The sequence below is a fragment of the Massilia frigida genome, from assembly GCF_011682175.1.
GTDB lineage: Bacteria > Pseudomonadota > Gammaproteobacteria > Burkholderiales > Burkholderiaceae_D > Telluria_A > Telluria_A frigida.
The window spans coordinates 73,495-99,745 of record NZ_WHJG01000013.1; the positions used below are offsets into that span (position 1 = coordinate 73,495).

At 60.2% G+C, this 26,251-nt stretch carries 24 protein-coding genes and 1 tRNA gene; 23 read left to right on the forward strand and 2 right to left on the reverse strand.

The window, feature by feature from the left end; translation table 11 throughout:
• Positions 1 to 59: 59 nt before the first annotated feature.
• The 5 genes from F2P44_RS14675 (at position 60) to F2P44_RS14695 (ending at position 4,866) form a co-directional block, all read left to right on the forward strand.
• Positions 60 to 542: a response regulator gene (locus F2P44_RS14675; RefSeq protein ID WP_167087597.1), complete on the forward strand. Its 483-nt coding sequence runs from the start codon at positions 60 to 62 to the stop codon at positions 540 to 542.
• A 180-nt stretch (positions 543 to 722) separates the two neighbouring features.
• A complete protein-coding gene (gene trxA / locus F2P44_RS14680) occupies positions 723 to 1,049 on the forward strand; it encodes a thioredoxin TrxA (RefSeq protein ID WP_167087600.1) in 327 nt (108 codons plus the stop codon).
• A gap of 149 nt (positions 1,050 to 1,198) precedes the next feature.
• A complete protein-coding gene (gene rho, locus F2P44_RS14685) occupies positions 1,199 to 2,461 on the forward strand; it encodes a transcription termination factor Rho (protein ID WP_054268339.1) in 1,263 nt (420 codons plus the stop codon).
• A 320-nt stretch (positions 2,462 to 2,781) separates the two neighbouring features.
• Positions 2,782 to 3,051, forward strand: coding sequence for a type B 50S ribosomal protein L31 (locus F2P44_RS14690; RefSeq protein WP_054268338.1), 270 nt, complete (start codon positions 2,782 to 2,784; stop codon positions 3,049 to 3,051).
• 93 nt (positions 3,052 to 3,144) lie between these two features.
• Positions 3,145 to 4,866: an ArnT family glycosyltransferase gene (locus F2P44_RS14695; protein WP_167087602.1), complete on the forward strand. Its 1,722-nt coding sequence runs from the start codon at positions 3,145 to 3,147 to the stop codon at positions 4,864 to 4,866.
• Between the two features lie 233 nt (positions 4,867 to 5,099).
• Here F2P44_RS14695 and F2P44_RS14700 read toward each other — a convergent pair whose 3' ends face one another.
• A complete protein-coding gene (locus F2P44_RS14700; RefSeq protein ID WP_167087604.1) occupies positions 5,100 to 6,164 on the reverse strand; it encodes a DUF418 domain-containing protein in 1,065 nt (354 codons plus the stop codon).
• 387 nt (positions 6,165 to 6,551) lie between these two features.
• Between F2P44_RS14700 and F2P44_RS14705 the strand changes: the two genes are divergently transcribed.
• Complete coding sequence (locus tag F2P44_RS14705) at positions 6,552 to 7,019, forward strand: hypothetical protein (protein WP_167087606.1); 468 nt, start codon at positions 6,552 to 6,554, stop codon at positions 7,017 to 7,019.
• 24 nt (positions 7,020 to 7,043) lie between these two features.
• Here F2P44_RS14705 and F2P44_RS14710 read toward each other — a convergent pair whose 3' ends face one another.
• Positions 7,044 to 9,008 carry an APC family permease gene (locus tag F2P44_RS14710; protein ID WP_167087608.1) on the reverse strand — a complete coding sequence of 655 codons (1,965 nt, stop codon included), beginning with the start codon at positions 9,006 to 9,008 and terminating at the stop codon, positions 7,044 to 7,046.
• A gap of 146 nt (positions 9,009 to 9,154) precedes the next feature.
• Between F2P44_RS14710 and F2P44_RS14715 the strand changes: the two genes are divergently transcribed.
• From F2P44_RS14715 to F2P44_RS14795, 17 genes are all read left to right on the forward strand, one after another.
• Positions 9,155 to 9,241, forward strand: a tRNA-Leu gene (locus tag F2P44_RS14715).
• A 177-nt stretch (positions 9,242 to 9,418) separates the two neighbouring features.
• The gene (locus tag F2P44_RS14720; RefSeq protein WP_167087610.1) at positions 9,419 to 10,612 is read left to right on the forward strand and encodes a tyrosine-type recombinase/integrase; all 1,194 of its coding nucleotides are present in this window, start codon (positions 9,419 to 9,421) and stop codon (positions 10,610 to 10,612) included.
• Between the two features lies 1 nt (position 10,613).
• Complete coding sequence (locus F2P44_RS14725; RefSeq protein WP_167087612.1) at positions 10,614 to 11,381, forward strand: hypothetical protein; 768 nt, start codon at positions 10,614 to 10,616, stop codon at positions 11,379 to 11,381.
• 169 nt (positions 11,382 to 11,550) lie between these two features.
• Positions 11,551 to 11,772, forward strand: a complete 222-nt coding sequence (locus F2P44_RS14730) for a helix-turn-helix transcriptional regulator (protein ID WP_167087614.1) — start codon at positions 11,551 to 11,553, stop codon at positions 11,770 to 11,772.
• 422 nt (positions 11,773 to 12,194) lie between these two features.
• Entirely contained in the window at positions 12,195 to 12,467 is a 273-nt protein-coding gene (locus F2P44_RS14735; RefSeq protein ID WP_167087616.1) for a hypothetical protein, read from the forward strand.
• The gene (locus F2P44_RS14740) at positions 12,464 to 12,754 is read left to right on the forward strand and encodes a hypothetical protein (protein ID WP_167087618.1); all 291 of its coding nucleotides are present in this window, start codon (positions 12,464 to 12,466) and stop codon (positions 12,752 to 12,754) included. The genes F2P44_RS14735 and F2P44_RS14740 overlap by 4 nt, the downstream gene beginning before the upstream one ends.
• A gap of 14 nt (positions 12,755 to 12,768) precedes the next feature.
• The gene (locus F2P44_RS14745; protein ID WP_167087620.1) at positions 12,769 to 15,222 is read left to right on the forward strand and encodes a DUF3987 domain-containing protein; all 2,454 of its coding nucleotides are present in this window, start codon (positions 12,769 to 12,771) and stop codon (positions 15,220 to 15,222) included.
• The gene (locus tag F2P44_RS14750; RefSeq protein WP_167087621.1) at positions 15,222 to 15,746 is read left to right on the forward strand and encodes a hypothetical protein; all 525 of its coding nucleotides are present in this window, start codon (positions 15,222 to 15,224) and stop codon (positions 15,744 to 15,746) included. Before F2P44_RS14745 ends, F2P44_RS14750 begins: the two co-directional genes overlap by 1 nt.
• Before the next feature lie 879 nt (positions 15,747 to 16,625).
• On the forward strand, positions 16,626 to 18,887 hold the full coding sequence (locus F2P44_RS14755; protein ID WP_167087623.1) for a type VI secretion system Vgr family protein: 2,262 nt from the start codon (positions 16,626 to 16,628) through the stop codon (positions 18,885 to 18,887).
• Positions 18,887 to 19,417 (forward strand): DUF6484 domain-containing protein, encoded by a 531-nt coding sequence (locus tag F2P44_RS14760; protein WP_229423559.1) that lies wholly within the window; start codon positions 18,887 to 18,889, stop codon positions 19,415 to 19,417. Before F2P44_RS14755 ends, F2P44_RS14760 begins: the two co-directional genes overlap by 1 nt.
• 14 nt (positions 19,418 to 19,431) lie before the next feature.
• Complete coding sequence (locus tag F2P44_RS14765) at positions 19,432 to 20,559, forward strand: DUF2169 family type VI secretion system accessory protein (protein ID WP_167087625.1); 1,128 nt, start codon at positions 19,432 to 19,434, stop codon at positions 20,557 to 20,559.
• Entirely contained in the window at positions 20,556 to 21,659 is a 1,104-nt protein-coding gene (locus F2P44_RS14770; protein ID WP_167087627.1) for a hypothetical protein, read from the forward strand. The genes F2P44_RS14765 and F2P44_RS14770 overlap by 4 nt, the downstream gene beginning before the upstream one ends.
• A 1-nt stretch (position 21,660) precedes the next feature.
• The gene (locus tag F2P44_RS14775) at positions 21,661 to 22,047 is read left to right on the forward strand and encodes a DUF4150 domain-containing protein (RefSeq protein ID WP_167087629.1); all 387 of its coding nucleotides are present in this window, start codon (positions 21,661 to 21,663) and stop codon (positions 22,045 to 22,047) included.
• Positions 22,048 to 22,057: 10 nt separating this feature from the next.
• Positions 22,058 to 23,314: an HNH/endonuclease VII fold toxin-2 domain-containing protein gene (locus tag F2P44_RS14780; protein ID WP_167087631.1), complete on the forward strand. Its 1,257-nt coding sequence runs from the start codon at positions 22,058 to 22,060 to the stop codon at positions 23,312 to 23,314.
• 10 nt (positions 23,315 to 23,324) lie between these two features.
• Entirely contained in the window at positions 23,325 to 24,359 is a 1,035-nt protein-coding gene (locus tag F2P44_RS35095) for a beta propeller repeat protein (protein ID WP_223165037.1), read from the forward strand.
• A gap of 95 nt (positions 24,360 to 24,454) precedes the next feature.
• Positions 24,455 to 25,798: a HEAT repeat domain-containing protein gene (locus F2P44_RS14790; RefSeq protein ID WP_167087633.1), complete on the forward strand. Its 1,344-nt coding sequence runs from the start codon at positions 24,455 to 24,457 to the stop codon at positions 25,796 to 25,798.
• Positions 25,795 to 26,199, forward strand: a complete 405-nt coding sequence (locus F2P44_RS14795) for a thioredoxin family protein (protein WP_167087635.1) — start codon at positions 25,795 to 25,797, stop codon at positions 26,197 to 26,199. The genes F2P44_RS14790 and F2P44_RS14795 overlap by 4 nt, the downstream gene beginning before the upstream one ends.
• Positions 26,200 to 26,251: the final 52 nt, after the last annotated feature.

Genomic DNA, 26,251 nt, shown 5'->3' on the forward strand with positions numbered 1-26,251 from the left:
CGCGCACGCGCGAGAAAGCGTGACGTGAATAACGACAATAACAGCCGCTAAAGACAACCATGGACGAGCCCGCCAAAAAGGCCCCGGCCGCACGCATCCGCGTGCTGCTGCTGGACGATGATCATTTCATGCTGGAACTGCTGACCGAGATGCTGGCCGATATCGGCAGCGCGGCCGGCCCGGCGCCCGGATTCGAGGTGCGCGCCGAATCGGACGCGCGGCGCGCCCTGGCCAGCCTGGCGCAAGATGCGCCGGACCTGCTGATCTGCGACCTGTCGATGCCGGACATGGATGGCATCGAATTCATGCAGGCCGCCGCCGCGGGTGGCTTCGGCGGTGGCGTGATGCTGCTCTCGGGCATGGACAGCGGGGTGCGCAAGGCGGCCGAGCGGCTGGCCAAGGCGCACGGCCTGAACGTGCTGGGCGCCTTCAAGAAGCCGATCAGCGCCCAGGAATTGCAGGCGGCGCTGGCCCCGCTGCTGGTGCCGGACAGCCCCGGACACGAGAATTCGTACAATCTTTCTCCCCTTTCGGGAAAATAGGTTATTATTTCGGCTAAATCCCCGCCTGACACCCTCTGCCGCCCTTCCCTATATTGCATTTGCACACATCGTCACCACCATGGTGTTGCAAGATGAAAAAGGAAACTGGCTGGCGATCTTTAAGCAGGGTCGGCTTATCCCCCAGGCGTTATTGACCCCCTACCTCATTTAGAGGAAAACATGAGCGAAAATATTAAACACGTTAGCGATGCATCTTTTGAAGCGGATGTCCTCAAGTCGGACCGTCCGGTGCTGGTCGATTTCTGGGCCGAGTGGTGCGGTCCTTGCAAGGCGATCGCCCCGATCCTGGAAGAAGTTGCCAAGGAATACGAAGGCAAGCTGCAGATCGCCAAGATGGACGTGGACGCCAACCAGGGCATTCCGCCCAAGTTCGAGATCCGCGGCATTCCGACCCTGATTCTGTTCAAGAACGGTGTTGTCGCTGCCAAGAAAATCGGCATGGTGACCAAGGGGCAGTTGACCGCCTTCATCGACAGCAATATTTAAGACTGAGTAAAATTACAACGTGACCGCAGCGCGCCCGCGCTGCCGTCTTGTCCGGCCGGGAAGCGTTTGGCCTCGACTGATTTCTTCCCAGATGATTAACCCACGCAGTTCCCTCCCCTACCTTTACTTCCCGTCACGGGACTCAACTCATGCACTTATCTGAACTGAAGGCCATGCACGTCTCCGCTCTGTTGGAGATGGCGATTGGCCTCGATATCGACAACGCAGCCCGCCTGCGCAAACAAGAACTGATGTTCGCCATTCTCAAGAAGCGCGCGAAATCAGGCGAACAGATTTTTGGCGACGGCGCTCTCGAAGTGCTGCCGGACGGCTTCGGCTTCCTGCGCTCGCCCGATGCCAGCTATATGGCGTCGACCGACGATATCTATATCTCGCCATCGCAAATCCGCCGTTTCAACCTGCATACGGGCGATTCGATCGAAGGCGAAGTGCGCACCCCGAAAGACGGCGAGCGCTATTTCGCGCTGGTCAAGGTCGACAAGGTCAATGGCGAATCTCCGGAAGCGAGCAAGCACCGCATTCTGTTCGAGAACCTGACCCCGCTGCACCCGAACGAGCCGCTGCGCCTCGAGCGCGAAATGAATGGCCAGGAAAACATCACCGGCCGCATCATCGACTTGATCGCCCCGATCGGCAAGGGCCAGCGCGGCTTGCTGGTGGCGTCCCCGAAATCGGGCAAGTCGGTCATCTTGCAGCACATCGCCCACGCGATCACGGCCAATCACCCTGACTGCACCCTGATCGTGCTGCTGATCGACGAACGTCCGGAAGAAGTGACCGAGATGCAGCGCTCGGTGCGCGGCGAAGTGGTTGCCTCGACCTTCGACGAACCCGCCACGCGCCACGTGCAAGTGGCCGAGATGGTGCTGGAAAAGGCCAAGCGCCTGGTCGAAATGAAGAAGGACGTGATCATCCTGCTGGACTCGATCACCCGCCTGGCGCGCGCCTACAATACCGTGATCCCTGCCTCGGGCAAGGTGCTGACCGGCGGTGTGGATGCGAATGCGCTGCAGCGTCCGAAGCGTTTCTTCGGTGCGGCACGCAATATCGAAGAAGGCGGCTCGCTGACCATCATCGCCACCGCCCTGATCGAAACCGGTTCGCGCATGGATGACGTGATTTACGAGGAATTCAAGGGCACCGGCAACATGGAAGTCCACCTCGAACGCCGTCTGGCCGAGAAGCGCGTTTATCCGGCGATTAACCTGAATAAATCGGGTACCCGCCGCGAAGAGCTGCTGATCAAGGCCGACCAGCTGCAGAAAATCTGGATCTTGCGCAAGCTGCTGTACTCGATGGACGAGATCGAAGCGATGGAGTTCATCCTCGACAAGATGAAGGCCACGAAGAACAATAATGAGTTCTTCGACATGATGCGCCGCGGCGGCTAACACCCCGAAAGCATCGCGAAAGGACGGCTGCGGCCGTCCTTTTTTCGTTCTGGGCAACATCGGCCACACCGGGGTCAGACCCCCAACGGAAAAACCGGGGTCAGACCCCTGCGGGCAGGGGTCTGACCCCTGCGGGCATTATCGGCGACACCGGGGTCAGACCCCCAACGGAAAAACCGGGGTCTGACCCCTGCGGGCAAAAATCGCTGTATAATCGCCGGTTGCAGTATTTAACCCCTGGCAAGTGAGCGGCAATCGGGTCACGAGGCAAGACGACCGACGAAGTGCAGTTTGGCTACCAAACTAACCGAGGCAAGACCATGCGTAAAGATATCCATCCAGAATACCGCGACGTTGTTTTCCACGACCTGTCGTGCGATTTCAAATTCGTTACCCGTTCGACCATCCAGACCCGCGAAAAAATCACCCACGAGGGCGCAGAATACCCACTGGTGAAAATCGAGGTGTCGGCTGAATCGCACCCGTTCTACACCGGCAAGCACAAAATCGTCGACACCGCCGGTCGCGTCGAGAAGTTCCGTCAGAAATTTGGCGCCGTCGGCTCCAAAACCGCGGTTGCAAACGGCTAAGTTTTTGCCATGCATACCCAAAAAAGCAGCCCCCGGCTGCTTTTTTTTCGTTGATACTACGTCCTACCCCAATTCCCGATGCCCCCGTTATCGATGAAACCCGTCCGTCTTTCCGCCGCCGCCACCCTCGCCCTCCCGCGCTGGGCCTTGTTTGCGCTGGGCCTGTTGTACATCCTGCCCGGCCTGATCGGGCGCGCCGACTGGAAAGATGATGCTGGCAGTTTCGGCATCATGTGGACCATGGCCCACGGCAGCGGCGCCGACTGGCTGCTGCCGAATATCGCCGGCATGCCGGTGCCGGACGACGGCCCCCTGGCCTTCTGGCTGGGCGCGCTGTGCATCAAGCTGTTCGGCTGGCTGATGGGCGACATGATGGCGGCGCGCATGTCGACCATCGGCATCTTTTTGGCCGGCACGGCCTCGGTCTGGTGGACCGCCTTCCACCTGGGACGGCGCCAGGATGCGCAACCACTGCGGCTGGCCTTCGGCGGCCAGCCCGAGCCGGACGACTATGGCCGGACCCTGGCCGATACCGCCGCGCTGATCTATCTCGGCTGCCTCGGCTTGCTGATGTTCAGCCACGAAACCCTGGCCGTGACCCTGCAGGGCGGCCTGGTCGCCTATTTCCTGTACCGCGCGGTGCGCTACGTGGAAGCGCAGACGGTGCGCAATGCGGTCCTGATCGGCCTGTCGCTGGGCGCGCTGGTGCTTACGCGCGGCGTACTCACGCCAGTGACCTTGCTGCTGGCCCTGTTCCTGTGCACGCGTTTCCTGTCGGTGCCTTTGGCGCCGACCTTGCGCCACCTCGGCCTGGCGGTCCTGACGGCCGCGCTGATCGCGATGGTCTGGGTACTGCCGGCCTGGCTGGTGGCGCCGTACGGCTTGAATCCGGTCGGCGCCTGGCTGGGCTGGACCGCGCGCCAGATCGGGCTGCCAAGCTGGGTCTCGATCAAGACCTTTTTCCGCGTCGGGATCTGGTTCTTCTGGCCGGCCTGGCCGTTCGCCGGCTGGGCCATTTACGCCTGGCGCCGCCAGGACCATCTGCTACACATCGTACTGCCACTGTTTTTCGTCGGCGCGCTCACCTTGCTGATCCTGTGCGACCCGCTGCCGGAAAACGGCGACCTGCTCAAGCTGCTACCGCCGCTGGCCATCATGGCCGCGTTCGGGCTGCCGACCATGAAGCGCGGCGCCATCAATGCCATCGACTGGTTTTCGGTGATGGTGCTGACCATGCTGGGCGCGGTCGTGTGGCTGTTCTGGATCGCCAAGCTGACCGGCTGGCCGGCGCAGCTGGCCAAGAATGCGCTCAAGCTGCTGCCGGGCTTCCGGCCCGAGGTCGAGGTGCTGGCGTTCGTGGTGGCGGCGGGTGCCACCATCGGCTGGATCGCGCTGGTTCACTGGCGCATTTCGCGCCAGCCGGCGGTGCTGTGGCGCGCGGTGGTGCTGTCCTCGGGCGGACTGATTTTGCTGTGGGTGCTGCTCATGACGCTGTTCCTGCCGGACTTCAATTACAGCAAGAGCTACGCCAGCGTGGCGCGCCAGATCGCCAGCTCGCTGCCGCTCGATTCGGGCTGCATCAATTCCAACGTGGGCGCGCCGCAGCGCGCGTCGCTGGCGTTTTACGGCAAGCTGCCGTTCGATAAAATCGGCTCGGCCAAGTGCGATCTGATCCTGCTGCAAGACAGCGTGAAAGTGCACGACGAGCGCGAACTGGTCAAGCCGCCGCCGGGCGCGGAATGGCGCCTGCTGTGGGAAGGCCGGCGCGCGGCCGACCGCGACGAGCGCTTCCGCCTGTATCAGCGCGCGCCCTGAACCCCGCGCCGCCGTTCGGGCGGCGGCGACAACCTCCTTCAGCCATCCGGCAAAGGTGCGCACGCGCCGACAGCTGCCGGTGGTGCGGATACAGCACGCTGGCGCCGCTGGGACGCCTCGGCCAGCCAGGACGACATCGCCAAGGTGGCGGGTTTTCTGGCGGGGCCGGATGCGGCCTGAGTCAACGGCCAGGTCTTGCGCGCCAACGGCGCCCTGGCGTAGTGAGCACGCGCTTACCCGGTGCAGCGCCGCATCAGCCACTCGACCGGGCCTAGCGCGAAACGCCGGCGCCACAGGTGCGCGCACAGCACCGCGCCGGCCGAGAACAGCAGCGCGCTGGTCACCGCGAAGGCGAGCGTGCGGCCATTGAGCAAGCCAAGCGCTTCGAGCACGCCCATGCCGACCACGACGTGGGCGATGTACAGGGTCAGCGCCAGCTGGCCGGTGTGGACCAGGGGCGCCAGCAGGCGCGCGTTGCGCCAGCGTTCACCGATCCAGACGCAGGCCACGATCAGCGCCAGGGCGTCGCCGGCGCCAGCGATCCAGTACAGGGGCAGCGGCGGCAGCGGCCCGGATGACCACAGGTGGGCCCAGATGCCTTCGCCTGGCGTGGCGTACATGGCGCCGATCAGCATGGCCGATTCGGCCGCGATGCCCATGCCAAGGCCGGTGATGAAAATCCGGTGCAGCACGGCGGGCGACTGCAGGTCGAAACGCCCGGCGGCCATGCCGAGCAAGAGGAATCCGGCCCACGGGAAGACCGGGTGAAAACCATTGAAGAACAGGTTGCGGACAAAGCCGGCCGGGCTCCAGAAGCCGGCGTAGGCCAGCGTTTCCCAGTTCCAGCCGGCGCCGTAATCGATGGCCGTGGCCAGCAGGACGAAGCCGGCCACCATGGCAAGGGCGGCGGCGAACAGCGCACCGGTGCGCCACGACAGGACGGCAGCGCCGATCACCATGTAGGCGCCGTAGTAATGGAGGATGTCGGCCGGCCAGACCTGCACATACAGCAGGCCGGCGACGAACAGGAAGGCGGCGCGTTTCAGGATGCCGGCACGGGCGGCGTGCAGCGCGCCGGCATCGCCGGACTGGCGCGCGCGCTGTGAGATCAGCGACAGGCCGACGCCTGCCAGAACCACGAAGACGGCGGAAGCGCGTCCGTCGAGCGCATCGAAGAGCGCCAGCCACCACGGGGCATCGGCCGCGCTGGCGTGCATGACGACCTTGAAATTGACGATCACCATGCCGATGACGGCAAGGGCCCGGGCCAGGTCGAGACCGACGATGCGTTGTTTCATGGATGGCCACATTGAAAAAATCACAATGTAGCATGGGGATTGGCACTTGTTGAAAACGGCGTTTCGATCAGCACGGCTTATGCATCGTCGTGTTGTCGGTCACCGCCATCACGGCCGGCTGAGCAGATGCTGCCTGCACGGTGGGTCATCGGAGTCCTTCCCCTGTTCATCCAAAATGCGCTCCAGGACGATCACGATGGCCTGCGTGCTTGAAACCTTGAGAGCGGGGCGGATCAAGCGCCCTCCCGAGCCCAACGCGATGAAGGGTTCCGTCGAATGCAAAATGGTGTATTTTAGTGCCGGACATCGGGTTGCAGTCATTGTCGCGGTCAGTGACGACCCGGGTCTGATCGTCGTCACTGCGATGTACGCATAGGAGAACGAATCGTGCTTCACTTTACCGCAGGCTTGCGCAACGTATGGCTCAAAAATGGCTACGTCGAGAAAGAAACGCCATATGGGACAGCCGTCTCATATCAGGACCTCGATGGACTCATACGGGCCATATGCCTTGCGCTTGCACATAAGTCTGGCAAGCTGTCAGGCGCCGAGTTCCGTTACCTGCGGAGCGCGTTACTGCTTTCACAGAAGACCTTGGGCAAGTTACTTGGCTGCACAGAACAATCCGTGGCGAAATGGGAAAAGCAAGGCCGTATTCCCAAGGCTGAAGACTTCCTGATACGGCTCATCTACACCCAAAAACATCATGGGACTGACAACGTGACGGCAGCCGTCGACACGCTCAAGGCGATTGACCACATAGGCAATAGCAGGATCATCGTCTCGCAGAGCGGCGGCAAGTGGGCATGGCAACGTGCTGCAGAAGGCAATGAACAATTGCTTGAGCTAGCTTAACGCTTTCCGGTCCGTACGAGTGCACTAGACCTTCATCGGCAGGATCACCATCTGCAAGCCTTCCAGGTGCAGGCGGCGCTGTACCGCCAGCGCGGCCTGGTTGTGCAGCAGGCGCGTGAACCAGTTATCGGTCGCGAAAATCAGTTTGCTGGTGAAGAAAATCGAACTCGGATATTCGCGGTTGATCGCTTCGCATTGCCTGGTCACTTCGTCGACGGCATCGGTCCCGAAGCTGATATACGACGACGCGGCCATGCCGTGGCTCTGGCAGAAATCGACAAAATATTCGAGCGTATCGGCAGCTTCCTCGCGCATTTTTTCGAGCGCGCCGATGCCGCCATACGCATGCGAATCAACCGTGCGGGCGTTCACGAACAGGAAGTTCTTGAAGTGGCCGGGGAACATGCGCAGCACCCACAGCAAGGCATGCAGGCCGCCGCCGCGCGAGGAACCGACGATGAACACGGCGGTCTGGTCATCCGCCATCGGCTCCACCGGTTCCGTCACGGGACCGAAGGGCTGGTTGGCGAACACTTCGTCGACCGAGTGAATCGCGGCCTTGGTTTCGCGGTAGTGATTGCGGATCGTGACGCACAGCGCGGCGATGGCGGCGATGATGACGATGGTCGCCCAGCCGCCTTCGGTGAAGCGCTCGTACAGCAGGATCGCCAGGATGCCGGCGCAGATGACGAAGCCGGTCAGCGACAGCAGGAAGCGGCGCACCCAGCTCTGGCCTTCGTTGTTGCGGCTCTGCCACCAGTAGCGGCACAAGCCGAACAGCGAAATGGCGAAGGTGAGGAACACGGAAATCGAATACAGCACCACCAGCAGGGTCACCTTCCCTTCGGTCCAGAACAGGATCGCCAGCGCGGCGATGCCCATCACCAGGATGCCATTCTGGGTGACCAGGCGCGTCGAGAGGTAGCGGAATTTGTGCGGCACCCAGGAGTCGCCCGCCATGTTCGACAGTACCGACGGCCCGCCGAGAAAGCCGGTATTGGCGGCCACGAACAGCAAGCCGGCCTCGAACGCGAGCACGATCACCAGCAGGATCTGGTTGAGCAGCGGGCCGCCCAGGCCCATGCTGTCGATGATGGCCTTGAAGGTGGACGCGTTGAGGGTCTGGCCGGCCACGTGCTGCGCGTCCCACAGCAGGTACAGGAGGATGATCCCGGACGCGGTGAAGGCGAGCGACAGCGCCATGTACAGCATGGTCATCTTCCCGGTGCGCACGCGCGGTTCGGCCAGCAGGTTGACGTTGTTCGACACCGCTTCGAGGCCGGTGTAGGTGCCGCCTCCCTGCGAATAGGCCAGCAGCAGCATGCCGGCCACGCCGGTCCAGCCGATGCTGCTGGCCAGTTCGCGCGTCTCGACCATGGTGGTCGGGACCAGTTGCGGCAGGTAGGACGCATGCGCGACGATGCCGTACACGATCAGCACCAGGTGCGTGGCCACGAAGCCGAGGAAGATCGGCAGCAGGATCTGGATCGCTTCCTTCAGGCCGCGCAGGTTCATCACGATAAGGAGGCCGATGAAAAACGCTTCGGCCCAGAGTTTATAAGGCTGGAAGCCGAGCGGCAGGAACGAGGCCAGGGCATCGACGCCGGACGCGATCGAAATGGCGATAGTGAGCACGTAATCGAGGATCAGCGCGCAGCCGGAGACCAGGCCCATATACGGGCCAACCAGTTTGGTGGCGACGCGGTAGCCGCCCCCGCCCGTGGGGAACAGCTCGATGACCTGGTTGTAGGCCAGCGCGATGACGAACACGGTGATGGCGGTGGCCAGCACCAGGTAGAGGCCGAGGTGGGTATGGCCGCCGAGCGCGCGGAAGGTTTCTTCCGGCCCGTAGGCGGAGGATGAAAGGCCGTCCGCGCCCAGTCCGACCCAGGCCAGGAAGGCGACCAGCGCCATCGAGTGGCGGGTTTCGCTTTTCATCGGGTCGAGCGCTTTGCCGAGTATGAGTTCGCGGATCTTCTTATTATTCATCGTGCGCGCGGCCCGTATGGACGGCGTGGTAGCCCAAGGTAGACGAGATCATACGCCGTTCGCCGGGCTGGCGTAATGACAGCCGGGCGCAAAAATGCGAAAGAGTTGCCTGATCCGGGAAAATCAGCCATAATGCGGGTCGCGTTGCCGGGATGGCGGAATAGGTAGACGCACGGGACTCAAAATCCCGCGCTGGAAACAGCGTGCCGGTTCGATTCCGGCTCCCGGCACCAAAAGACAATATCAAGCAGTGCCAAGAAGCACCAAGACCCGCCCTTCTCATAGGAGGCGCGGGTTTTTTGTTGTGCTAAGCAGTGCCATGTTGTGGCGTAGAATGGCAAGCGTCTGACGGTATTTCTGACGGTATCCCGAAATACCGTCACCGCCAGATACCGTCACGGGGAGAAAGCATGGCACTGACAGCGACGTTTGTAGACAAGGTAAAGGCGACCGACACGCCCAGCGGCGACAAGTACGCGGACGGCGGCGGTATGTATCTCTTGGTGAAGTCCACCGGTAAATACTGGCGGATGGACTACCGCTTCGAGGGTAAGCGCAAGACACTGGCGCTGGGCGTCTACAAGGATGTTTCCCTGGCGAAAGCGCGTGAGCGGCGCGATGAGGCCCGCCAGCTGCTAGCCGACTCCATCGACCCAGGCGCGACCAAGCGCGCTGGCAAGCACGCCCAGGCTGTGGCCGTGGCCACCTTTGAGACCGTGGCGCGCACTTGGCTGGAAAAGACGGCCGCCAATAGGGCTGAGAGCACCCAAGAGAAGAACGCGGCTTGGCTGGACCGCAACGTGTTCCCGTGGCTCGGAAACCTGCCTATCGCTGCCATAGGCCCGCGTGACGTGCTGGCCGTACTTCACAAGATCGAGGCGCGCGGCGCTATCGAGTCGGCCCACAAGATTAAACAGCTATGCGGCCAGGTGTTCCGCTTCGCAGTCGCTACCGGCTTGGCTGACCGGGACGTTACTGCCGATCTGCGCGGCGCCCTGTCCGTGGTGCCGAAAGCCCACTACGCCGCCATCACCGAGCCGCAGGAGGCGGGTGCCCTGCTTCGCTCGATCGACGCCTACTCCGGCCACCCGTACGCAATCGCCGCCTTGAAGCTCTCACCTCTCCTCTTTGTTCGTCCTGGCGAGCTACGGTCGGCAGAGTGGTGCGAGATCGACCTTGACGCTGGAGAGTGGCGCATCCCTGGCGCTAAAATGAAGATGAAGTCTGATCACTTGGTGCCGCTGTCCACCCAGGCCATCGCCATCTTGCGCAGCGTGCAGGTCATGAGCGGGGATGGCAAGTACATTTTCCCCAGCGTGCGCACTAATGACCGCTGCATGAGTGAGAACACCGTCAACGCGGCGCTGCGCGGTATGGGCTACTCCAAGGACGTGATGACCGCGCACGGCTTCCGGGCGATGGCGCGCACGATCCTGGATGAAGTGCTGGGCGAGCGCGTTGACTTGATCGAGCACCAGCTTGCCCACGCCGTGAAAGACCCGAACGGGCGGGCTTACAACCGGACCGCCCATCTACCGGCCCGCCGCGAGATGATGCAGCGATGGGCCGACTACTTAGACCAAATCAAAATTAGGAAGACTTAAGATGCCGCGGAAATTCACGACGTTTGATCCGTTCAACTCTTTCTCGACTGATGCCCAGCGCTTCCTTGATAAGAAAGGGTCAGTGCCTGCATGGCTCAAAGATAACGAAAGCGACGATTTGCTTCAGCTATGGCGCATAGGAAGTGACGCGTACCACGCCATCGGGGAGTTTGAGACGCAAGCTGATTTTGAAGAGCTTTTTTTGGAGCACCAAGACGGGATCCGAATTTTTGCAGATGTACTGACTAAAGAAGGTACCCATCTTGATTTCAAGAATCAAGATGGTGTGTCCTGGCAACCTGATTTTTCCATAACACCCAGTATGGAGATACTTTGCGTTTTCTGGCAGCTTGCGGATTCGAGAGATAAGCTTTTTGAAACCATCTCCGGCCACTTCCTCTTTGCGTGCTTGGAAGAGATCGACATGGCTTTAATGGGCAGAGTTACTGGAACGGATTATTTGCATGCCGTAATAAATGCGGTGAGGGCGTTTGGGAATTACCAAGCCCTTGCAACCGGCAATGGTGAACTTCAAAAAGCGCGTTCCGAATTGGCTTTTCTGGGAGCAAAAGAGAAGCACGCCAGGGACCCAAAGCAAGGTGAAAAACTCTTCGTTTTAGACTGCTGGAAGGAATGGCGCCAAAAGCCCGACAGCTATAGAAGCAAAGCCGCATTTGCGCGCGCGATGGTCGACAAGTGCGAATACTTGGAAAGCACAAAAAATATCGAGGACTGGTGTCGGGAATGGGAAAAAACATTTGAGTTGTAGGCGTGCTGGCATACACCGCACCGTGCCGCACGCTGAGCACTCTGCTGCATAGTGCGCACCATGCAGCACGGCAATCACTCTGCCGAGCACAGAGGTTTTAACAAACAATCACGTACATCAAGATTCACCCCGTACCGTGCCATGCCACGGAATAACTACGGAGTAGATCATGAACCAACGCGTTATCCGCATCAGCGAGCTGGCCACTACACCGGCCACCAAAACCAAACCCGCACGACCTGGCAAGCTGCCGGTCAGCGCCACGACCGTCTGGCGCTGGGTCCGTGAAGGCAAGTTCCCAAAACCATTTAAGCTGGGCGAGTCCGTCACCGTTTGGGATGCCGCCGAGGTTGATGCTTTCATCGAGCGCCAGGCCGGAGCCGCACGATGATTGCGCCCCTCCTGAGCTTCCACGAAGGGAGCAGGAAATTACCGAAGGGAGCGAAGGGAGCAGCTTTTTTTCTGTGCACCCTTCTGCACTCTTCGTGCTCCCTTCGTCGTGCCGTCGCTGAAATTCTTCGCCGTCCTGGCGTAAATTCCTTGACGCCTGCCGGGATCGAGGACTATTCTGACCCAGTTGCGAAAAAAGAAGCGACCGGGTTTGGCGACTCGACTTACTTACAGCGGACATCCGCTTCCAAGCGGCTTTTTTTCGTCCGTACTGCCTCTGTACGCCTTCAATGGCGGGCTTGGGCGGGGATGCCTTCGGGCATGCCGGTTGCTGTAGGTACCGGTTCGCCAACCTCGCTTTGTGCCCGCCTCCCTCATTTGGCGATGAACGGCGGGTTTAACACCCTACCTACAGAGGCAACCATGCCTAGCACCACCACATCCCAACATTCCCTAGCCGTCGGCACCCTGTCCGTCGAGCAGCTTTTTCAAACCGCGTTCTACAACGGTCGTACGCCACGCAGCCAGGAGTACAAGGCCGGCGCACGCATGGCGCTTGAGCACCGCATCGAGCAAAAGGACTTCGACATGCCGTATCAAGCAGGCACAGCAGCGGCTGATGCCTACTTCGCTGGTATCGAGGAAGGCAAGACTATCTGGCGCGCCGCTGTTGCAAAGATCGGCGGTGCAGCATGAACGCCCCTGTTGCGGTGGAATTCCCTGTGCCCCCTTACCGCTTCACTGGCGGCGACCTGGACCTGGACAGCGACACCGGCCGAAAGCCGTGGATCTACTTTGTTGACCAGAACGGCCAGCAGTGGCTTGCACATTCGGTCGAGTCGGTATTGCGTGTCATCGACCAGTTCCAAGAGACTGGACGCGGCGGGCGTGACCAGCTTCTCTGTGCCGCAGCGATTCACTACGGCATGGACGGGTACGCGCTGATCGACGGCCGAAGCTTCCAACCACGGCCGGAGGCGTAGCAATGCAAATAACCATGACCAACATCGAGGCCGAGTTCGGCGCAGCAATGGCCGTCTACGACCTTGCGCCGGCCGAAATCATCGCGGACGGCAAGCGGCGCCGCTTTGATGCCGCCGACGACAAGAAAGGGAAAAAATCAGCCTGGTACATCCTGCACGGCGACGGGGTGCCAGCTGGGGCATTCGGCAACTGGAAAACTGACCTGTCGGAGAAGTGGTGCGGCAAGTCTGACCAGACAATGACGCCGATCGAGAATGCCGAGTACCGGGCACGGGTCGACAAGGCCCGCCAGGAGGCCGAGCACACGCGCTTGCAGCTCGAAGCCGACGCGGCGGCGGCGTGCGTGCGCATTCTGGCTGGCGCTCAAGAGGCGACCGAGGACAACCCCTATTGCGTACGCAAAGGGATCAAGCCTTACGGCCTGAAAGAGTTCAAGGACAAGCGCACGTTGATCGTCCCGATCCGCGATGCTACCGGTGCGGTCACCAGCTTGCAGTTCATCTATGAGGATGGTACCAAGCGCCTCAAGTCGCACGGCAAGGTCAAAGGCTGTTACTACAGCTTCGGCGGCAAGCCAACCAATACGCTGCTGGTCTGCGAAGGGTTCGCTACCGGCGCCAGCCTCTTTGCTGTGACGGACTACCCCGTGGCGGTCGCCTTCAACGCGGGCAATCTGGAGCCAGTAGCCAAGGCGCTTCGTGGCAAGCTCCCAGGGGTCCGCATCATCGTGTGCGCCGATGACGACCGATTCAATGAACACGGCAATGTGGGTATGGCAAAGGCAAAAGCCGCGGCTGCTGCTGTGGGCGGCTGGCTGGCAGCTCCTGCCTTCCAATCTGGCGAGGGCCAACCAACTGACTTCAATGACATGCAAGCGCGCGAGGGAGGCAAGGCGGTTATGTCGGCCATCAACGCCGCCAAGCAGATGACAGCGGATACCGGGCCCGACCTGGTCGCTACCCGTAAATTCGTAAAGGAGTCCATAGTGAAAGCTGCTGCTGCCTGGCCGAAACCGGAGCCGCTTGCTCGCAGCACGCCGGAAGTGCCTTATCCATCCGAAGCGCTCCCCGAGGTGGTCCTGATGGCCGTACGGGAGGTCCAGGGCTTCACCAAGGCACCGGAAGCGATGGTGGCATGCTCCGCACTCGCCGCCCTGAGTCTGGCCGCTCAGAGCCACTATGACGTGGCAAGGGCTGAAAAGCTCAGCGGCCCGACAAGCCTATACTTTCTAGTGGTGGCCGAGAGCGGCGAGCGCAAGTCAACCTGCGACGGCATACTAAGCAAGGTACTGCGAGAGCACGAAAACCGCCAGCAGGAAGACGCCCAGGTCGATATCAAGCGATACGAGGCGGATCAGGCCGCGTGGGACGCTATCCGGTCTGGCATCCTGGAGTCGATCAAACTTGCTGCCAAAAGCGCCAAGGACACGGGCCAGGCCGAAAACGCACTGCGCAAACATGAGGAGATGAAGCCAGAGCCTCCACGCGTGCCGAGGCTGATCTACAGCGACTTCACGCCAGAGGCGCTTACCTACTCCTTGGCGAAGAAGTGGCCATCAGGCGGCGTCATATCGTCGGAGGCCGGCTCCGTCTTTGGTAGCCATGGCATGGGCAAGGAATCACAGCTCCGCACTCTGGCAAACCTGAACCAACTATGGGATGCGTCCAAGCTGACGTTCGACCGGCGCGGCGAATCGTACGTGGTCGACGGTGCACGACTCACCATGTCATTGCAGGTGCAGGAGTCGGCACTGATGGACTTCATCGGCCGCACCGGCACCCTGGCACGCGGCACCGGGTTTTTGGCTCGCTTTCTGATAGCGCGGCCGGCGTCCACCCAGGGCACCCGGTTTTTCACCGAGCCGCCAGAGAACATGCCAGCGCTTGCGCGGTTCCATGCGCAGATAAACTGCATCCTGCAAGTTTCGCCGCCGATCAATGAACGTGGCGGGCTTGAGCCGGCGATGCTGACGCTCTCCCCGGAGGCGAAGGCAGCATGGGTCAAGTTCCACGACGAGATAGAAAGCGGGCTGGGCCAAGGCGGCGAGTTGCAGGATGTGCGCGATGTCGCCAGCAAGATCGCTGACAACGCAGCGAGGATGGCAGCACTGTTTCACGTCGTTGCGGGAGGCATCGGACCTGTCAGCGTCGAGCACTTCGAATCCGCCAGCATCGTCACCGCATGGCATCTGAACGAGGCGCTACGGTTCTTCGGGGAGATTGCGCTACCTGACGGCCTGGCGAATGCTGCGCTGTTGGAGGATTGGATAGTCGCTTACTGCATGACCAATGGCGGCGATACGGTATCGACCCGTGTTGTGGCCCAATACGGCCCATCCAAGATGCGTGACAAGGGGGCGCTGAATGCTGCGATCCAAGAACTGATCGAGCACGGCAGGGCGGTCTTGATCGAGAAAGGACGCAAGCGCGAAATCCAGATCAACCCACAAATTCTCGGGGGGGTGTGATGGCACTTGCCGACTTGATGAAAAAAGGGTTTCTGACTTCTGCTACTGCTACCGGCGCTACAGTTGCTACAGTTGCCGGTCAAAAGCCGCTTCCGGTAGCAAGTGTAGCAACTGTAGCAGTAGCAAAAGCGCCGAACGATATTGCCGCTCCCCACTCAGTAGCAACTGTAGCAACTGTAGCGGTAGCAAACTCCAAATATCCAAAATCGAGGTTCCCCGAACCGTGGCGTAATGATCTGGTCGCTGAGTTCATGGAAGTTGACGGATTGACGCGCAAGGAAGCGGAAGCCATGGCCGAAATCTCAATCCAACCGCGCACGCCCGCCGTCTGGCTGGCGATGATTGCCGACCTGAACGCTCTGATTAACACGTACTGCGCAAGTGCCCAGATCAGCGACACGGCCAAGGCTCGCATGCTCGCAGCGGCCAGTTCGCAGAGCCTGGCGAGCATCCCGGAGTCCACCGCATGGTTCCAGGTACAACTGCGCACCTTGGCCGTCCACCCAACTGAAAGTACAAAATAACCTCCAAATTTATCCACGCCGCAAACGCCGCCGACCTGGTGGCCCAGTGTGGCGCATTGATCAGCACGTCTGGACCGCTGATGCACACGTTAATGATGGACCTTGGCTTGAGTATGAAGGAAGGCAGCTTACGCTGACGACTGTGTAAACGATCGGACAAAACGTTACAGGAAATGGGAATTGGTCAGGAGTTACGTCAACTTCGTACCATCATCATGCCCGTGGGATGCAGGCCCACTCCACTTCAACAGCGGCGCAGGACGCCTGCCGAAGTCAAATCAACATCTTCACCGATGTTTAATTTCGTCAGGACTAAAGGATCCTCATAATGTCGCCATCTCACTTTCTACCACTCATAGAAGTACGTTTCGCAGGGCGAGGGAATCGTCGCGGGTTACGCCTCTGTATTCGGTGGCGCCGACTCACATGGCGATCAAGTCGCTAAGGACGTCTTCCGTGCCTCCCCGCCAGCGACCATAGCTACGGCACCGCCCGCACATGCTGCGGGCGCACAAAACCGACACGCCGATTGGCGCCGGGTCGAAAACTCCGAGGACTCACACGAGCCCCTGGTAACCGAGCAGATCAACCTCAAGACCACCGCTGGCCAGCGAGCTTTTGAGCACCTGCGTGCTGGCGATATCTAGGGTCTGATCATCGGCTACCGGGTCGCTAAAGGTGGCGCCAAGGTCTAAGTGATGTGAGAGGCTGACTCGGCAAGTAAGTTCTGGACGCAAACGGCTAAGAAAAACACAACAATAATTGCATTTGTTAATTGCCATAGTGATATTACGGTAAAATATAACTTATCAGATGCCTTGCGCGCTTATAACGTGTGCCGGCGTGAGGTCTTCCGTTAATCTGCGATTGGAATAATGCATGAGCAAAGCTTTAACCGTTTTACGTGATCTCGTAGGGGACCGTCAGAATCATCGTCTATTGCGCTTGTCATTTCCAAATCAAGACGGCCCTACTGGTCAATTGCTCATCAACAAGCTTGATGCCTTCGAGAGTTTGTCGAAGCCCTTTGAGTTCCGCGTCGAACTGCTATCTGACAATCCCGACATCCCGCTCAAGGATATGCAGGGAAAAATGCTCTGTGTGCAGTTGGTTCGCCGGGATGGCACGCTGCGCTACTTCACCGGGATTGTCTTCAGCTTCGCCCTCAAAACGGTCGATGGCGGGGTATCGTATTACGAAGCCTTGCTCGGTCCTTGGTACAAGTACCTGGGGTTGCGGAAAGATAATTACCTGTTCCACTACACGACGATGTACCAGCAGACCGCGAGCATCTTCGGCGACTATGGCAGTCTGGCTGAGTGGGACTGGCGTGTGGCCGGTGCGACCGACGTGTTGACCGACTGCTGCCAGTTTGACGAGAGTGACCGCAATTTTCTTGAACGGCGCTGGGTCGGCAACGGCATCGTGTATTGGTTCGAGCATTCGGAAAATGGCCACAAGATGGTGCTGTCGGATGACACCACCAGCGTCGAGCCAATCGACGGTGGCCCTTCCATCCGTTTCCAGCGTCATGGCGGTGCGGCGGAAGAGGACGGCCTGGGCGAGTGGTCGCCGTCGCGGCAAATTATGCAGGGTGCAGTTGCGCTCGCAGCCTTTGACTTCAAATCGCCCAAGCCCGTTCACACTTCGCTGCCGACAGTGAATCAGCAAGGAGATGTGCCGACAATTGAATCCTACGAATACACGGGGGCGTACGGGTTCACGGGTGGCGGTCGATCCCTGGCGCAGTTGCGCATAGAAGAATTCGAGGCCGCTGGCAAGCAGTTTGAAGGCTCCGGGAATAACCGCAACGTCCTTCCAGGGCGCTGGTTCAGGCTGGCCGATCATTTCGACGTGAACGCCAGCGGCGGCGACACCCAGGCGCACGAGTTCTTGATTCTTGAAGTGGTTCACAGCGCCTCGAACAACTATCACGTCAAAGACACGGCCGAATCTCACTATGAAAACCGGCTGCGCGCAATCCGCAAGATCATTCCGTACCGCGCGGGGCGCGATCACAACAGCGTGGAGACGAAAATCCACGGCATTCAGACCGCAACCGTGGTTGGGCCGGCTGGGGAAGAGATTCACACGGATGAATTCGGGCGCGTGCGCGTGCAGTTCCACTGGGACCGCGCCGGCACCAATGACGAAAAGAGTTCGGCATGGCTTCGCGTGGCGACGCCGTGGGCCGGCGCTAATTTTGGTATGACCTCGATTCCGCGAATCGGCGGGGAGGTTCTCGTGGCGTTCATGGACGGGAATCCAAACCGTCCGATTATCACCGGCATGGTGCCGAATGCGGACACGATGCCACCGTGGACACTTCCGGCCAATAAGACGCAAAGCGGCATCCTTTCGCGCTCCACGCCGGGCGGCAGTTACGACAACGCCAATGCGCTGCGCTTCGAGGACAAAAAAGGTAGTGAACAGCTCTGGCTGCATGCGGAAAAAGACCAACTGACTGAAGTTGAGCACGACGAGGATAAGTGGGTCGGCAACGACCGGCGAAAAACTATCGATAGGGACGAGACCACGCTCGTCAAGCGCGATAGAACCGAGACGGTCAATCGTAACGAGACCATTACGGTGCATCATGATCGCACTGAAACTGTGCACAACAACGAGACCATTACGATCCATAACAACCGTGCTGAACGAGTGGATCACAACGAGAAAATCAGCATCGGCGACAACCGCTCTGAGGACGTGGGCAAGAACGAAACCATCGATATCGGCGGTAACCGCACGAAATCGGTCGTGAAGAACGAGAAGGATACCATCGGCAAAAGCTGGTCCATCAACGTGGCCAAGTTCAAAACCGAGACTGTCGGCATGGCTTATATGCAGAACGTGGGTATGGGCCGCATGGAAAACGTGGGCTTGGGCTACAACTTGAATGTCGGTATGGTCATGGCAACCGTGGTTGGGGAAGATCAGATCACCAAGGTCGGCAAGAAAATTGCGACCACTGCTGGCGAAGAATTGTCGATCACGGTCGGCAAGGCGACCTTGGTCATGAAGGCGGATGGCACCATAACGTTTAATGGGCATACCTTCAGTGTAGGTACCACCGATGAACAAACCTTCAAGGCCGATGGCAACATCACCATGAAGGGCAAAAAAATCCAGGAAAACTAATGACCCAATTCAAGACGAGCGGGGCTGTCGCGCCCATCGCTGATGCCCGGGACGAGGCCGTTGCCTCCGACCAGCTTCTACACGACGTGATGATCCTGACTCCGCAACTTCCCACACGCGCCGACGGCATCGCCGTGGGTACCTTGGACGGATTCGACACAAACGGAGGGGCGCTGGTCAGTATTCCCACCTTCGGTCTGAGCCAGATCCCGGCGCGCAGCATCAACCCGCTCGACGGCACCCAAGTGGGCCAACCCTTAGCCCTCGGCTTTGAAGGTGGCGACCCGCTGCGGCCGATCGTCCTCGGCCTCATGGTGGCCGCGCCCCAAGCCCGCGTGTCCGTGCCGGCCGAGGTGCTGCTCGATGGCGAACGGATCGCGTTGACGGCCGAACGCGAGATCGAATTGCGCTGCGGCGAGGCGGCGCTGATCCTGAGCGCCGACGGCCGCATCGAGCTGCGCGGCACATACATCACCAGTTACGCCAGTGCCACGCAACGCATCCTGGGTGGCTCCGTCAACATTAATTAAGCGCAGGGTTCAAGGTGGAAGTCATCCTCGGTTCAAAAAATCTCGTAGTCGATATCAGCTACGCGCTCGACGTCGGTGGTCGTGAGCACTTGGTGGTGGTCGCCAAGGGCACCTGGCAGATCCCAGCCGCCGGCCAGCGCCCCCGTCCACTTCCGCCGCAGGCGTTGGAGCAAGCCGACGTGTTCGTCGGCGACCCCGCCGACAGCGCCATCCTGTACGGCGCTGACACGCCCCGTTTTAAGCCGCGCTGCGACGTGCTGTTCAATGCGAACGCCCATGCGCCCGACGGCGTGCCGGTTAAAGAACTGGCGGTCGTGTGGCAGGTCGGGCCGCTGCGGAAGGGCTTGAAGGCGCATGGCAAACGTCACTGGAAAAAGCGCCTCGGCTTGGTGTCGCTTTCCGACGCGGAACCGTTCCTGCGCATGCCGCTCCACTTCGGCATGGCCTTCGGCGGTTCGCGTATCTATAAAAAAGGCTGGGGCGGCAACGCCCGCGTTCTGACTGAAGCGCAACTGGCCAATCCAGCCGGTATAGGCTGGTACGGCGCGCACGCCGACGAGGATGTCGATGGCCTGCCGGCACCCTGCCTGGAGGCGCTGAATGAGCCCGTGCGCAAGCCCGACGGCAAGCAAAAGCCCGTGGCATTTTCCGCGATCGCGCGCCATTGGCAACCGCGCCCCGGCTTTGCCGGCACCTACGACGAACAGTGGCAGCGCGACGTTTTCCCCTTTCTGCCGGAAGACTTTGACGAGCAGTTCAACCAGTGCGCGCCTGCCGACCAGCAGATGGAGTATCCGACCGGCGGCGAACAGGTCATCCTGCGCAACATGATGGCCGGCCGCCCTGATGTGCGCTTCAAGCTACCCCGGCTCGATAACGTCAGCGTGCGCATCCTGCGCACCGACTACACCGGCGACGAATTGCTGGCGCCGGCCGATACCGTGTATTTCGAGCCCGATGCGGGGCGCTTTAGCGTGGTCTGGCGCGCCAGCTTCCCGGTTAGGCGCCGGATCCAGGAGTTCGCCACGGTCGCAGTCGGCCCGCTCAGCGCCGCATTTTGGGAACAAAAAGCGCTGGGCGAGGGCTGCGCCGGCTGTGGTGGCGCAGCTGCGGAATCCGCGCAGCCAGCGGAGGCCGCATGAACGGACCATACCAAACAAGTGGCGCGCAGCCTGCAAACCATGCGCGCAGCCTTCTCATCCATGCGGCCGGTTTGTGCTGTTCGTTAGGCTACCATTTGCAGGCTGCCGTGCATGCCATGCGCGCCAACATGGACCACTTCCAGGCCAGCGGTTTCTTCACCCCGAGCTCGGACCGGATTAACGTGGCGTGTCTTCCTGACGCTCTATTCGGTACCGAGCGCCTCGCGCGCTGGGTCGAGTTCGTACTGCGCGATTGCGCTTCCGGCATGGCCGATCCCGCTTCGCTTTACTGTGCGCGCCGCACCGCCGTGATCGTTCTTGCGCCGGGCACGGCGCGCACGCATGCCGATCCTGCGGCCTACGGCGGCATCGTGCGCGACGTGCTCGAACGACTGCGTGACGAGCACGATGAAGCACCCCGCCTTGCCTCCGATGCGCACCGCATCAAGGTGCTGTCTCAAGACCGTACGGGCTTGGGAGAGGCGCTCCTGCACAGCGCGCGCCTGCTGGGTGGAGAAGAAGCCGAGCAGGTCGTGGTGCTCGGAGTCGACAGCTACCTCAATGCGGGCGACATCAATGCCGCGCTGCGGGACGAACGCCTGTTCGTGCCGGGCAACAGTAACGGCTTTGTCCCGGGCGAGGCGGCCGCCGCCATCGTGCTGCGCCCGGCTGCTGCGGATGCGCCGGGTTTGCACATCAAGGGCGTGGGCCAAGCACACGAACCCGGACGCCACGATGGCAGCGTCCCCTCGCGCGGCAAAGGATTGACCGAGGCGATCCGCGCCGCCTGCAAGCAGGCCAAGCTCGAACCGACTGAGTTGGCGTTCCGCATCAGCGATCAGAACGGCGAGCAGTTTTTTTCGAAGGAAGCGGCCAATGCCATAACGCGTGTGACCTTCGGCGGTCAACGGCTCGCGCAACTGACCATCGCCGACAAGATCGGCGAAGTCGGCGCTGCCGCCGGCGTGGCCATGCTGGCCTGGATGTTGTGCGACATGGCGGAGCCGGCACTCTCTCCGGGCCAGCTCGGCCTGCTACACCTGGCAAACGATAACGGTGATCGCTGTGCGATCATCCTGCGCCACAATTTGGAAGGATGAGATGGAAACCCATGTGTACGCGAACGATAACGAAATTTGTTCCAAGGCCGCCGACGGCAAATCCGTGGTCGGTCCCGATCCTTGCTGGAGCCCACCGCCGCCGAGTGCCGGTCCGGTCGTGGTCCCCTACGTCATCACCGCCTTTGCCAAGGACTTAGCCAACGGCTCTAGTACGGTTTTCATCTGCGGCACCCCGGTGGCGTTGCGCGACGTCTCCTACCTCGACAACAGCATCGGCAACGAACCGGCCACTCGCAACCTGGGCATGGGCGTCTCAAGCCATACTATCAATGGCAAGGCGTATTTCACCGACTGGTCACCAGACGTCAAGTTCGAGGGGCTCAATGTCTGCCGCCATACTGATCCAATGACGCACAACCATAGTTAAGAGGCATCGTATGGCAAGCACGTCGAACACGCCGGCAATGTATTTCCTGGACACGCCGGACGCGAAGAAGTTCTGCGCAAAAGACATGGACGAACTGAAGAAGCAGTGCGCACCTGACGACCGTAACCAGCAAAACCGCGGCAAGGGCAAGCCGAAGGCACGAACCCGCCATGATGCCAACGGCAAGGAAGGGAACTGGGTGATGGATCATTGTGGTCCCTTGCTCATGAAGCCCGGAGAGGACTTTGAGGACTGGATTAAGGATTTCAAAGACGTTGATGGGATGATGAGAAAGGTCGCGACCGAGTTAAAAGACAAGGTGATCGGCAAGATCGAAGAGGAACTGCTTGAATATGGGGCCAAGGCGGTCGGCAAGATGGCCGTGCGGCGCGGGTTGACTGGATGGATTCCGGTGGTCGGCTGGATCATGACAGCGGTCGACGTGGCTGTAACGGCGGTCGATGTCGCCACCAAGGTGTCCGATATGAAAGACACCGTTAAGGGACTCAAGGATACGGTCGGGAGGCTCAAGGAGCAAGCTGGCAAGATAACCGATACGTACAAGAAATACGAAGACAAACTAAAGAATTTTCCCAACCTGTCCAAGGACGAGCAGGACAAGGTTGCTCGCGCTGTCATGGTCGACGTGCAGACGGCCTATGCGACGAGCAATCCCTGCTTGCGTGCACGTAAATGCATGCTGGTCCCGTATAGTAAGGGCGGTGCAGAAAAATGGGCCGGCAATGGTTGCTGCCCAGGCCAGACGGGGCATCATTTGTTGCCCGATACGATGTTCCGCGATCCCAAAGGGAGCGCGGACAAGAGGGAAAGTTGGAAAAACAATCCCGCCAATTACAATCAGGATGGGAAACTGAAAACCCTGCAGCGCAGCGGGTTGCCGAAAAAAGAATGCTGGGGAAAATATTCGGATGGGGCAGCGCCCACCATTTGCGCGGAGGGCGCCAATCAGCACTCCGGTTCGCATGGCGCGATTCACGACCTCACCGATGCTGCGCTGGCCACGTCCGGCAGCGCCGGCAAAAGCGATATGCCGTATGCGGACGCGCGCGATCTCACGCTTGGGCGTATCAGCAAAATGTACGGGTGTGACAAACGATGCCTGCAAGCCCAGCTTGACGCCTATTATTGTGGCAAGGCGGCCAGCAAGACACCGCCTTGCTCGGGCTGTGAGGGGGCGAGCGTCGTTCCCAACTCCGGCAAGGGCGGTTCCCGCGACGGTGATATAGAAGTGAGCAACGAGGAATAAAGGAGTACAAATGATTTTTGATAAGAATATGTGGGCGCATATCGGCAAGGGTTTTTTCGTCAAGGACTGCACTATTGGATTTGAAGACGGTCGACTTGGCTTTTTGCTGGTCGAGGAGGGTGATGCGGACAATCGTGACGAGGCGTGGGAAACGCGCTTGGTCGCAGTCAAGCTCGAGCTGCCGGTCGACAAGCGCTTCTTCGTCCGCAGCGGCGACAATATGGGTTCGTCCACCCTGTCGTCGGCGTGGGCGCCGGACCAGTCCGAATTCGTCATGGTCGACACTTTTCGCCGCGTCTGGAGCTACAAGCCGAAGGAATACAAGGGAAGCGAAGGGTCGATTCCTTTCGATACGAAGGGCCACGATTACGGCTCCGCCGTCACTAAGGTGGTCCGGGTCGGCACAACGGTGTATGCCATCGGAGCGCCGTTCCGCATTTTCCAGCGCACCAAGGGCCAGCAATGGAAGGAAATGGCCGGCGTTCCGATTCCAGCAGCATTCGAGAGCGGCGATCGGAAAAAGATCATCGAAGCGGTGGCCGACTCGATGTTTTTCGATCTGGCGGGGTTTTCCAATACCGACATGTATGCTGTCGGCGACGCCGGCACGGTTTGGCATTTCGACGGCAAGCGTTGGCAGCAGATTCCCTTTCCAACCAATGTGCAGCTCAATACTGTGGCCTGCGGAGAAAACGGCGACGTCTACATAACCGACATTCGCGGCAATCTCTGGAAAGGTGGCGGTACCAAGTGGTCCTTGCTGTGCGAAATGGACCAGAGCCTGCCCTTCACCGATTCCGCCTGGTTTAACGGACGCCTGTGGTGTGCCAACGATTACGGCATGTATGTCCTGGAAGGGAAAAAGCTGGTCGCCGCGCACAAAGCGAAGAGCGATCCGGTTTCCAACGAGGTCGCCTTGCACAGCCACCGCATCGATGTCTCGCCCGACGGCAAGCAGATGCTCGTCTGTGGCGGCGACGGTGCGGCGCTGCATGACGGCAAAAAATGGACCTTGCTATTCTCGGGCATGTCCTTGGTGGACTGATGGCGCCCGGCAGCGGCGCCAGCGCGGCGGCGCGCGCCGGCGGGCTGTAGGGCGGTCCTTGAGCAACTTTTTTTCGAACGTCTTTCCTGGCAATCATGAGCAACTCTAATTTTCATTTTCCGGTGATCGGCCCGCTGGTTACGCGGCACGCGGAAGATGCAGCGTTCTACTGGTCGCAACTGGACCGGGCGGCCGCATCGCCGCAGGTCGGGTTCGACAAGCTACAACACTTCAATCGTTTGCAAGACGCTCACTTAGACGGATTGCGAGCTGCCGGCGCGAGCGGTTGGCTTCCAGCATTACACGCGCTTGAACGCTGGCGCAAGGCAGGTGAGGCATTTGTATGTACTCTGCTTGCGATGCGCCCCGTCAATCGCGCTCGGCTGGACAGCATCCTCACGGTCGTCCGCCAGCGTCCCGATGAACTGCTACGCGGCCTCGTGTCGGCTTTAGCATGGATGGGCGATCAATCCGACGAGGTCATCCAGATTTGGTCGGGGCCGAAGGCAGACCCGGTAGCTCAAGTCGCAGCACTGCGTGCAGTGGCTGTGCGTGGTCCGGCCGCCGTGGCCCATCTCGCAAGTCCCCTTGCCGCGTATTTTTCGTCCTCTACACCCCACGTTAGGGCTGCGGCTTGCCGTGCAGCAGGGGTAGGTGACAAATCTGGAATTGCGCCGCTATTGATAGCAGCATTGGAGGACTCTGACCTGGCAGTGCGGGCAGAGGCCGCAATTTCCTTGGCCGCGTCCGGTGAATATGAGAATGCACTGAGTGTCTTAAAGGCATGCGTCCTATTACAAGCTGGATTGTATGCCAGCGCCACAGGTTGGTACCGGATGCAGTCGGCGCGCCGTCTCCATCGCTGGACAATGAAACTGGCCATATTGACTGCTCCGGGTACATCCTCGGCCCACGACTTGCTGGCGCTTCTGCCCGCTCGCAGCGGCCTTACCTTTGCCATGGCCCATGGGGACCTGATCCATCTGCCATTCGTCGTTGAGCACATGGCTAATCCCGAAGTTGATCGTTACGCTGGCTGGATATGGGAAACGCTGACCGGTATGGATCTCGCTGCGGCCGGCTGGACAATCCCGGAACCTGCACCATCGACCCAAGACAGCAACCAAGTCATCACCCAGACAAGGCTGGACGCCGACAATGGCCTCGCGCGGCCACTGCACGCTGCCGTCCGCGCTTACACAGCCTCAAGCCCATTCTTCTTGCTTCATGGGAAACGCGTACTGTGCGGACAGGAACTTGCCCTCGAACATGCCCTCAATTTGCTCGAAAGTGCATCTCAGCCGGTTCGATCTCTCGCCGCCCACAGCCTCGATGGCGACGGGTTCCTGGTACGCATGAATGTCTGCGCACCAGCGTCCGCACAACGCAGTGCGATGAATGCGTTATATCATATGCTTGCCGGGAAAGTGGCCGCATGAGCACGGGTTGTTTGGACCCGTGGAGCGATGCCGCCGAGATCGCCGATCGCTTGGCGTCGCCATTCGCGCGCTTGGTGCTGATGCTCGGTGCGGAAGACTGGTGCGAAACTTGCCGTTTATTCAGACCGGTTTTCGATTCCATCGCACACCAACGGGCGGGCCGGCAAGAGACCTGGCTTTGGCTCGACCTCGAAGAGCACGGGGAATTTCTGGGGGACTATATTCCGGACAGCTTGCCATTGCTCGTTGTGTACAAAGGCGCCCAACTAACGCATGCTGTGATTGCTGGCCGGGTGAACGCGACGGAGCTGGAAGAGCTGCTGGCACAACCGTCTCGCATCGAACACAGCGCTTTGCCCGACCTTCGAGGACGGCTGATGTCTTCCGATTGGGCGCTTTAGATTCGTCCAAAGTTTGCAGGAACTTTGTTGCGTTATACGCCCTAGATTGGAA

Coding starts and splice junctions, on each gene's coding strand:
- F2P44_RS14675 (WP_167087597.1), top strand. CDS start 60: ATGGACGAGCCCGCCAAAAAGGCCCCGGCCGCACGCATCCGCGTGCTG.
- trxA (WP_167087600.1), top strand. CDS start 723: ATGAGCGAAAATATTAAACACGTTAGCGATGCATCTTTTGAAGCGGAT.
- rho (WP_054268339.1), top strand. CDS start 1,199: ATGCACTTATCTGAACTGAAGGCCATGCACGTCTCCGCTCTGTTGGAG.
- F2P44_RS14690 (WP_054268338.1), top strand. CDS start 2,782: ATGCGTAAAGATATCCATCCAGAATACCGCGACGTTGTTTTCCACGAC.
- F2P44_RS14695 (WP_167087602.1), top strand. CDS start 3,145: ATGAAACCCGTCCGTCTTTCCGCCGCCGCCACCCTCGCCCTCCCGCGC.
- F2P44_RS14700 (WP_167087604.1), bottom strand. CDS start 6,164: ATGAAACAACGCATCGTCGGTCTCGACCTGGCCCGGGCCCTTGCCGTC.
- F2P44_RS14710 (WP_167087608.1), bottom strand. CDS start 9,008: ATGAATAATAAGAAGATCCGCGAACTCATACTCGGCAAAGCGCTCGAC.
- F2P44_RS14720 (WP_167087610.1), top strand. CDS start 9,419: ATGGCACTGACAGCGACGTTTGTAGACAAGGTAAAGGCGACCGACACG.
- F2P44_RS14725 (WP_167087612.1), top strand. CDS start 10,614: ATGCCGCGGAAATTCACGACGTTTGATCCGTTCAACTCTTTCTCGACT.
- F2P44_RS14730 (WP_167087614.1), top strand. CDS start 11,551: ATGAACCAACGCGTTATCCGCATCAGCGAGCTGGCCACTACACCGGCC.
- F2P44_RS14735 (WP_167087616.1), top strand. CDS start 12,195: ATGCCTAGCACCACCACATCCCAACATTCCCTAGCCGTCGGCACCCTG.
- F2P44_RS14740 (WP_167087618.1), top strand. CDS start 12,464: ATGAACGCCCCTGTTGCGGTGGAATTCCCTGTGCCCCCTTACCGCTTC.
- F2P44_RS14745 (WP_167087620.1), top strand. CDS start 12,769: ATGACCAACATCGAGGCCGAGTTCGGCGCAGCAATGGCCGTCTACGAC.
- F2P44_RS14750 (WP_167087621.1), top strand. CDS start 15,222: ATGGCACTTGCCGACTTGATGAAAAAAGGGTTTCTGACTTCTGCTACT.
- F2P44_RS14755 (WP_167087623.1), top strand. CDS start 16,626: ATGAGCAAAGCTTTAACCGTTTTACGTGATCTCGTAGGGGACCGTCAG.
- F2P44_RS14760 (WP_229423559.1), top strand. CDS start 18,887: ATGACCCAATTCAAGACGAGCGGGGCTGTCGCGCCCATCGCTGATGCC.
- F2P44_RS14770 (WP_167087627.1), top strand. CDS start 20,556: ATGAACGGACCATACCAAACAAGTGGCGCGCAGCCTGCAAACCATGCG.
- F2P44_RS14775 (WP_167087629.1), top strand. CDS start 21,661: ATGGAAACCCATGTGTACGCGAACGATAACGAAATTTGTTCCAAGGCC.
- F2P44_RS14780 (WP_167087631.1), top strand. CDS start 22,058: ATGGCAAGCACGTCGAACACGCCGGCAATGTATTTCCTGGACACGCCG.
- F2P44_RS35095 (WP_223165037.1), top strand. CDS start 23,325: ATGATTTTTGATAAGAATATGTGGGCGCATATCGGCAAGGGTTTTTTC.
- F2P44_RS14790 (WP_167087633.1), top strand. CDS start 24,455: ATGAGCAACTCTAATTTTCATTTTCCGGTGATCGGCCCGCTGGTTACG.
- F2P44_RS14795 (WP_167087635.1), top strand. CDS start 25,795: ATGAGCACGGGTTGTTTGGACCCGTGGAGCGATGCCGCCGAGATCGCC.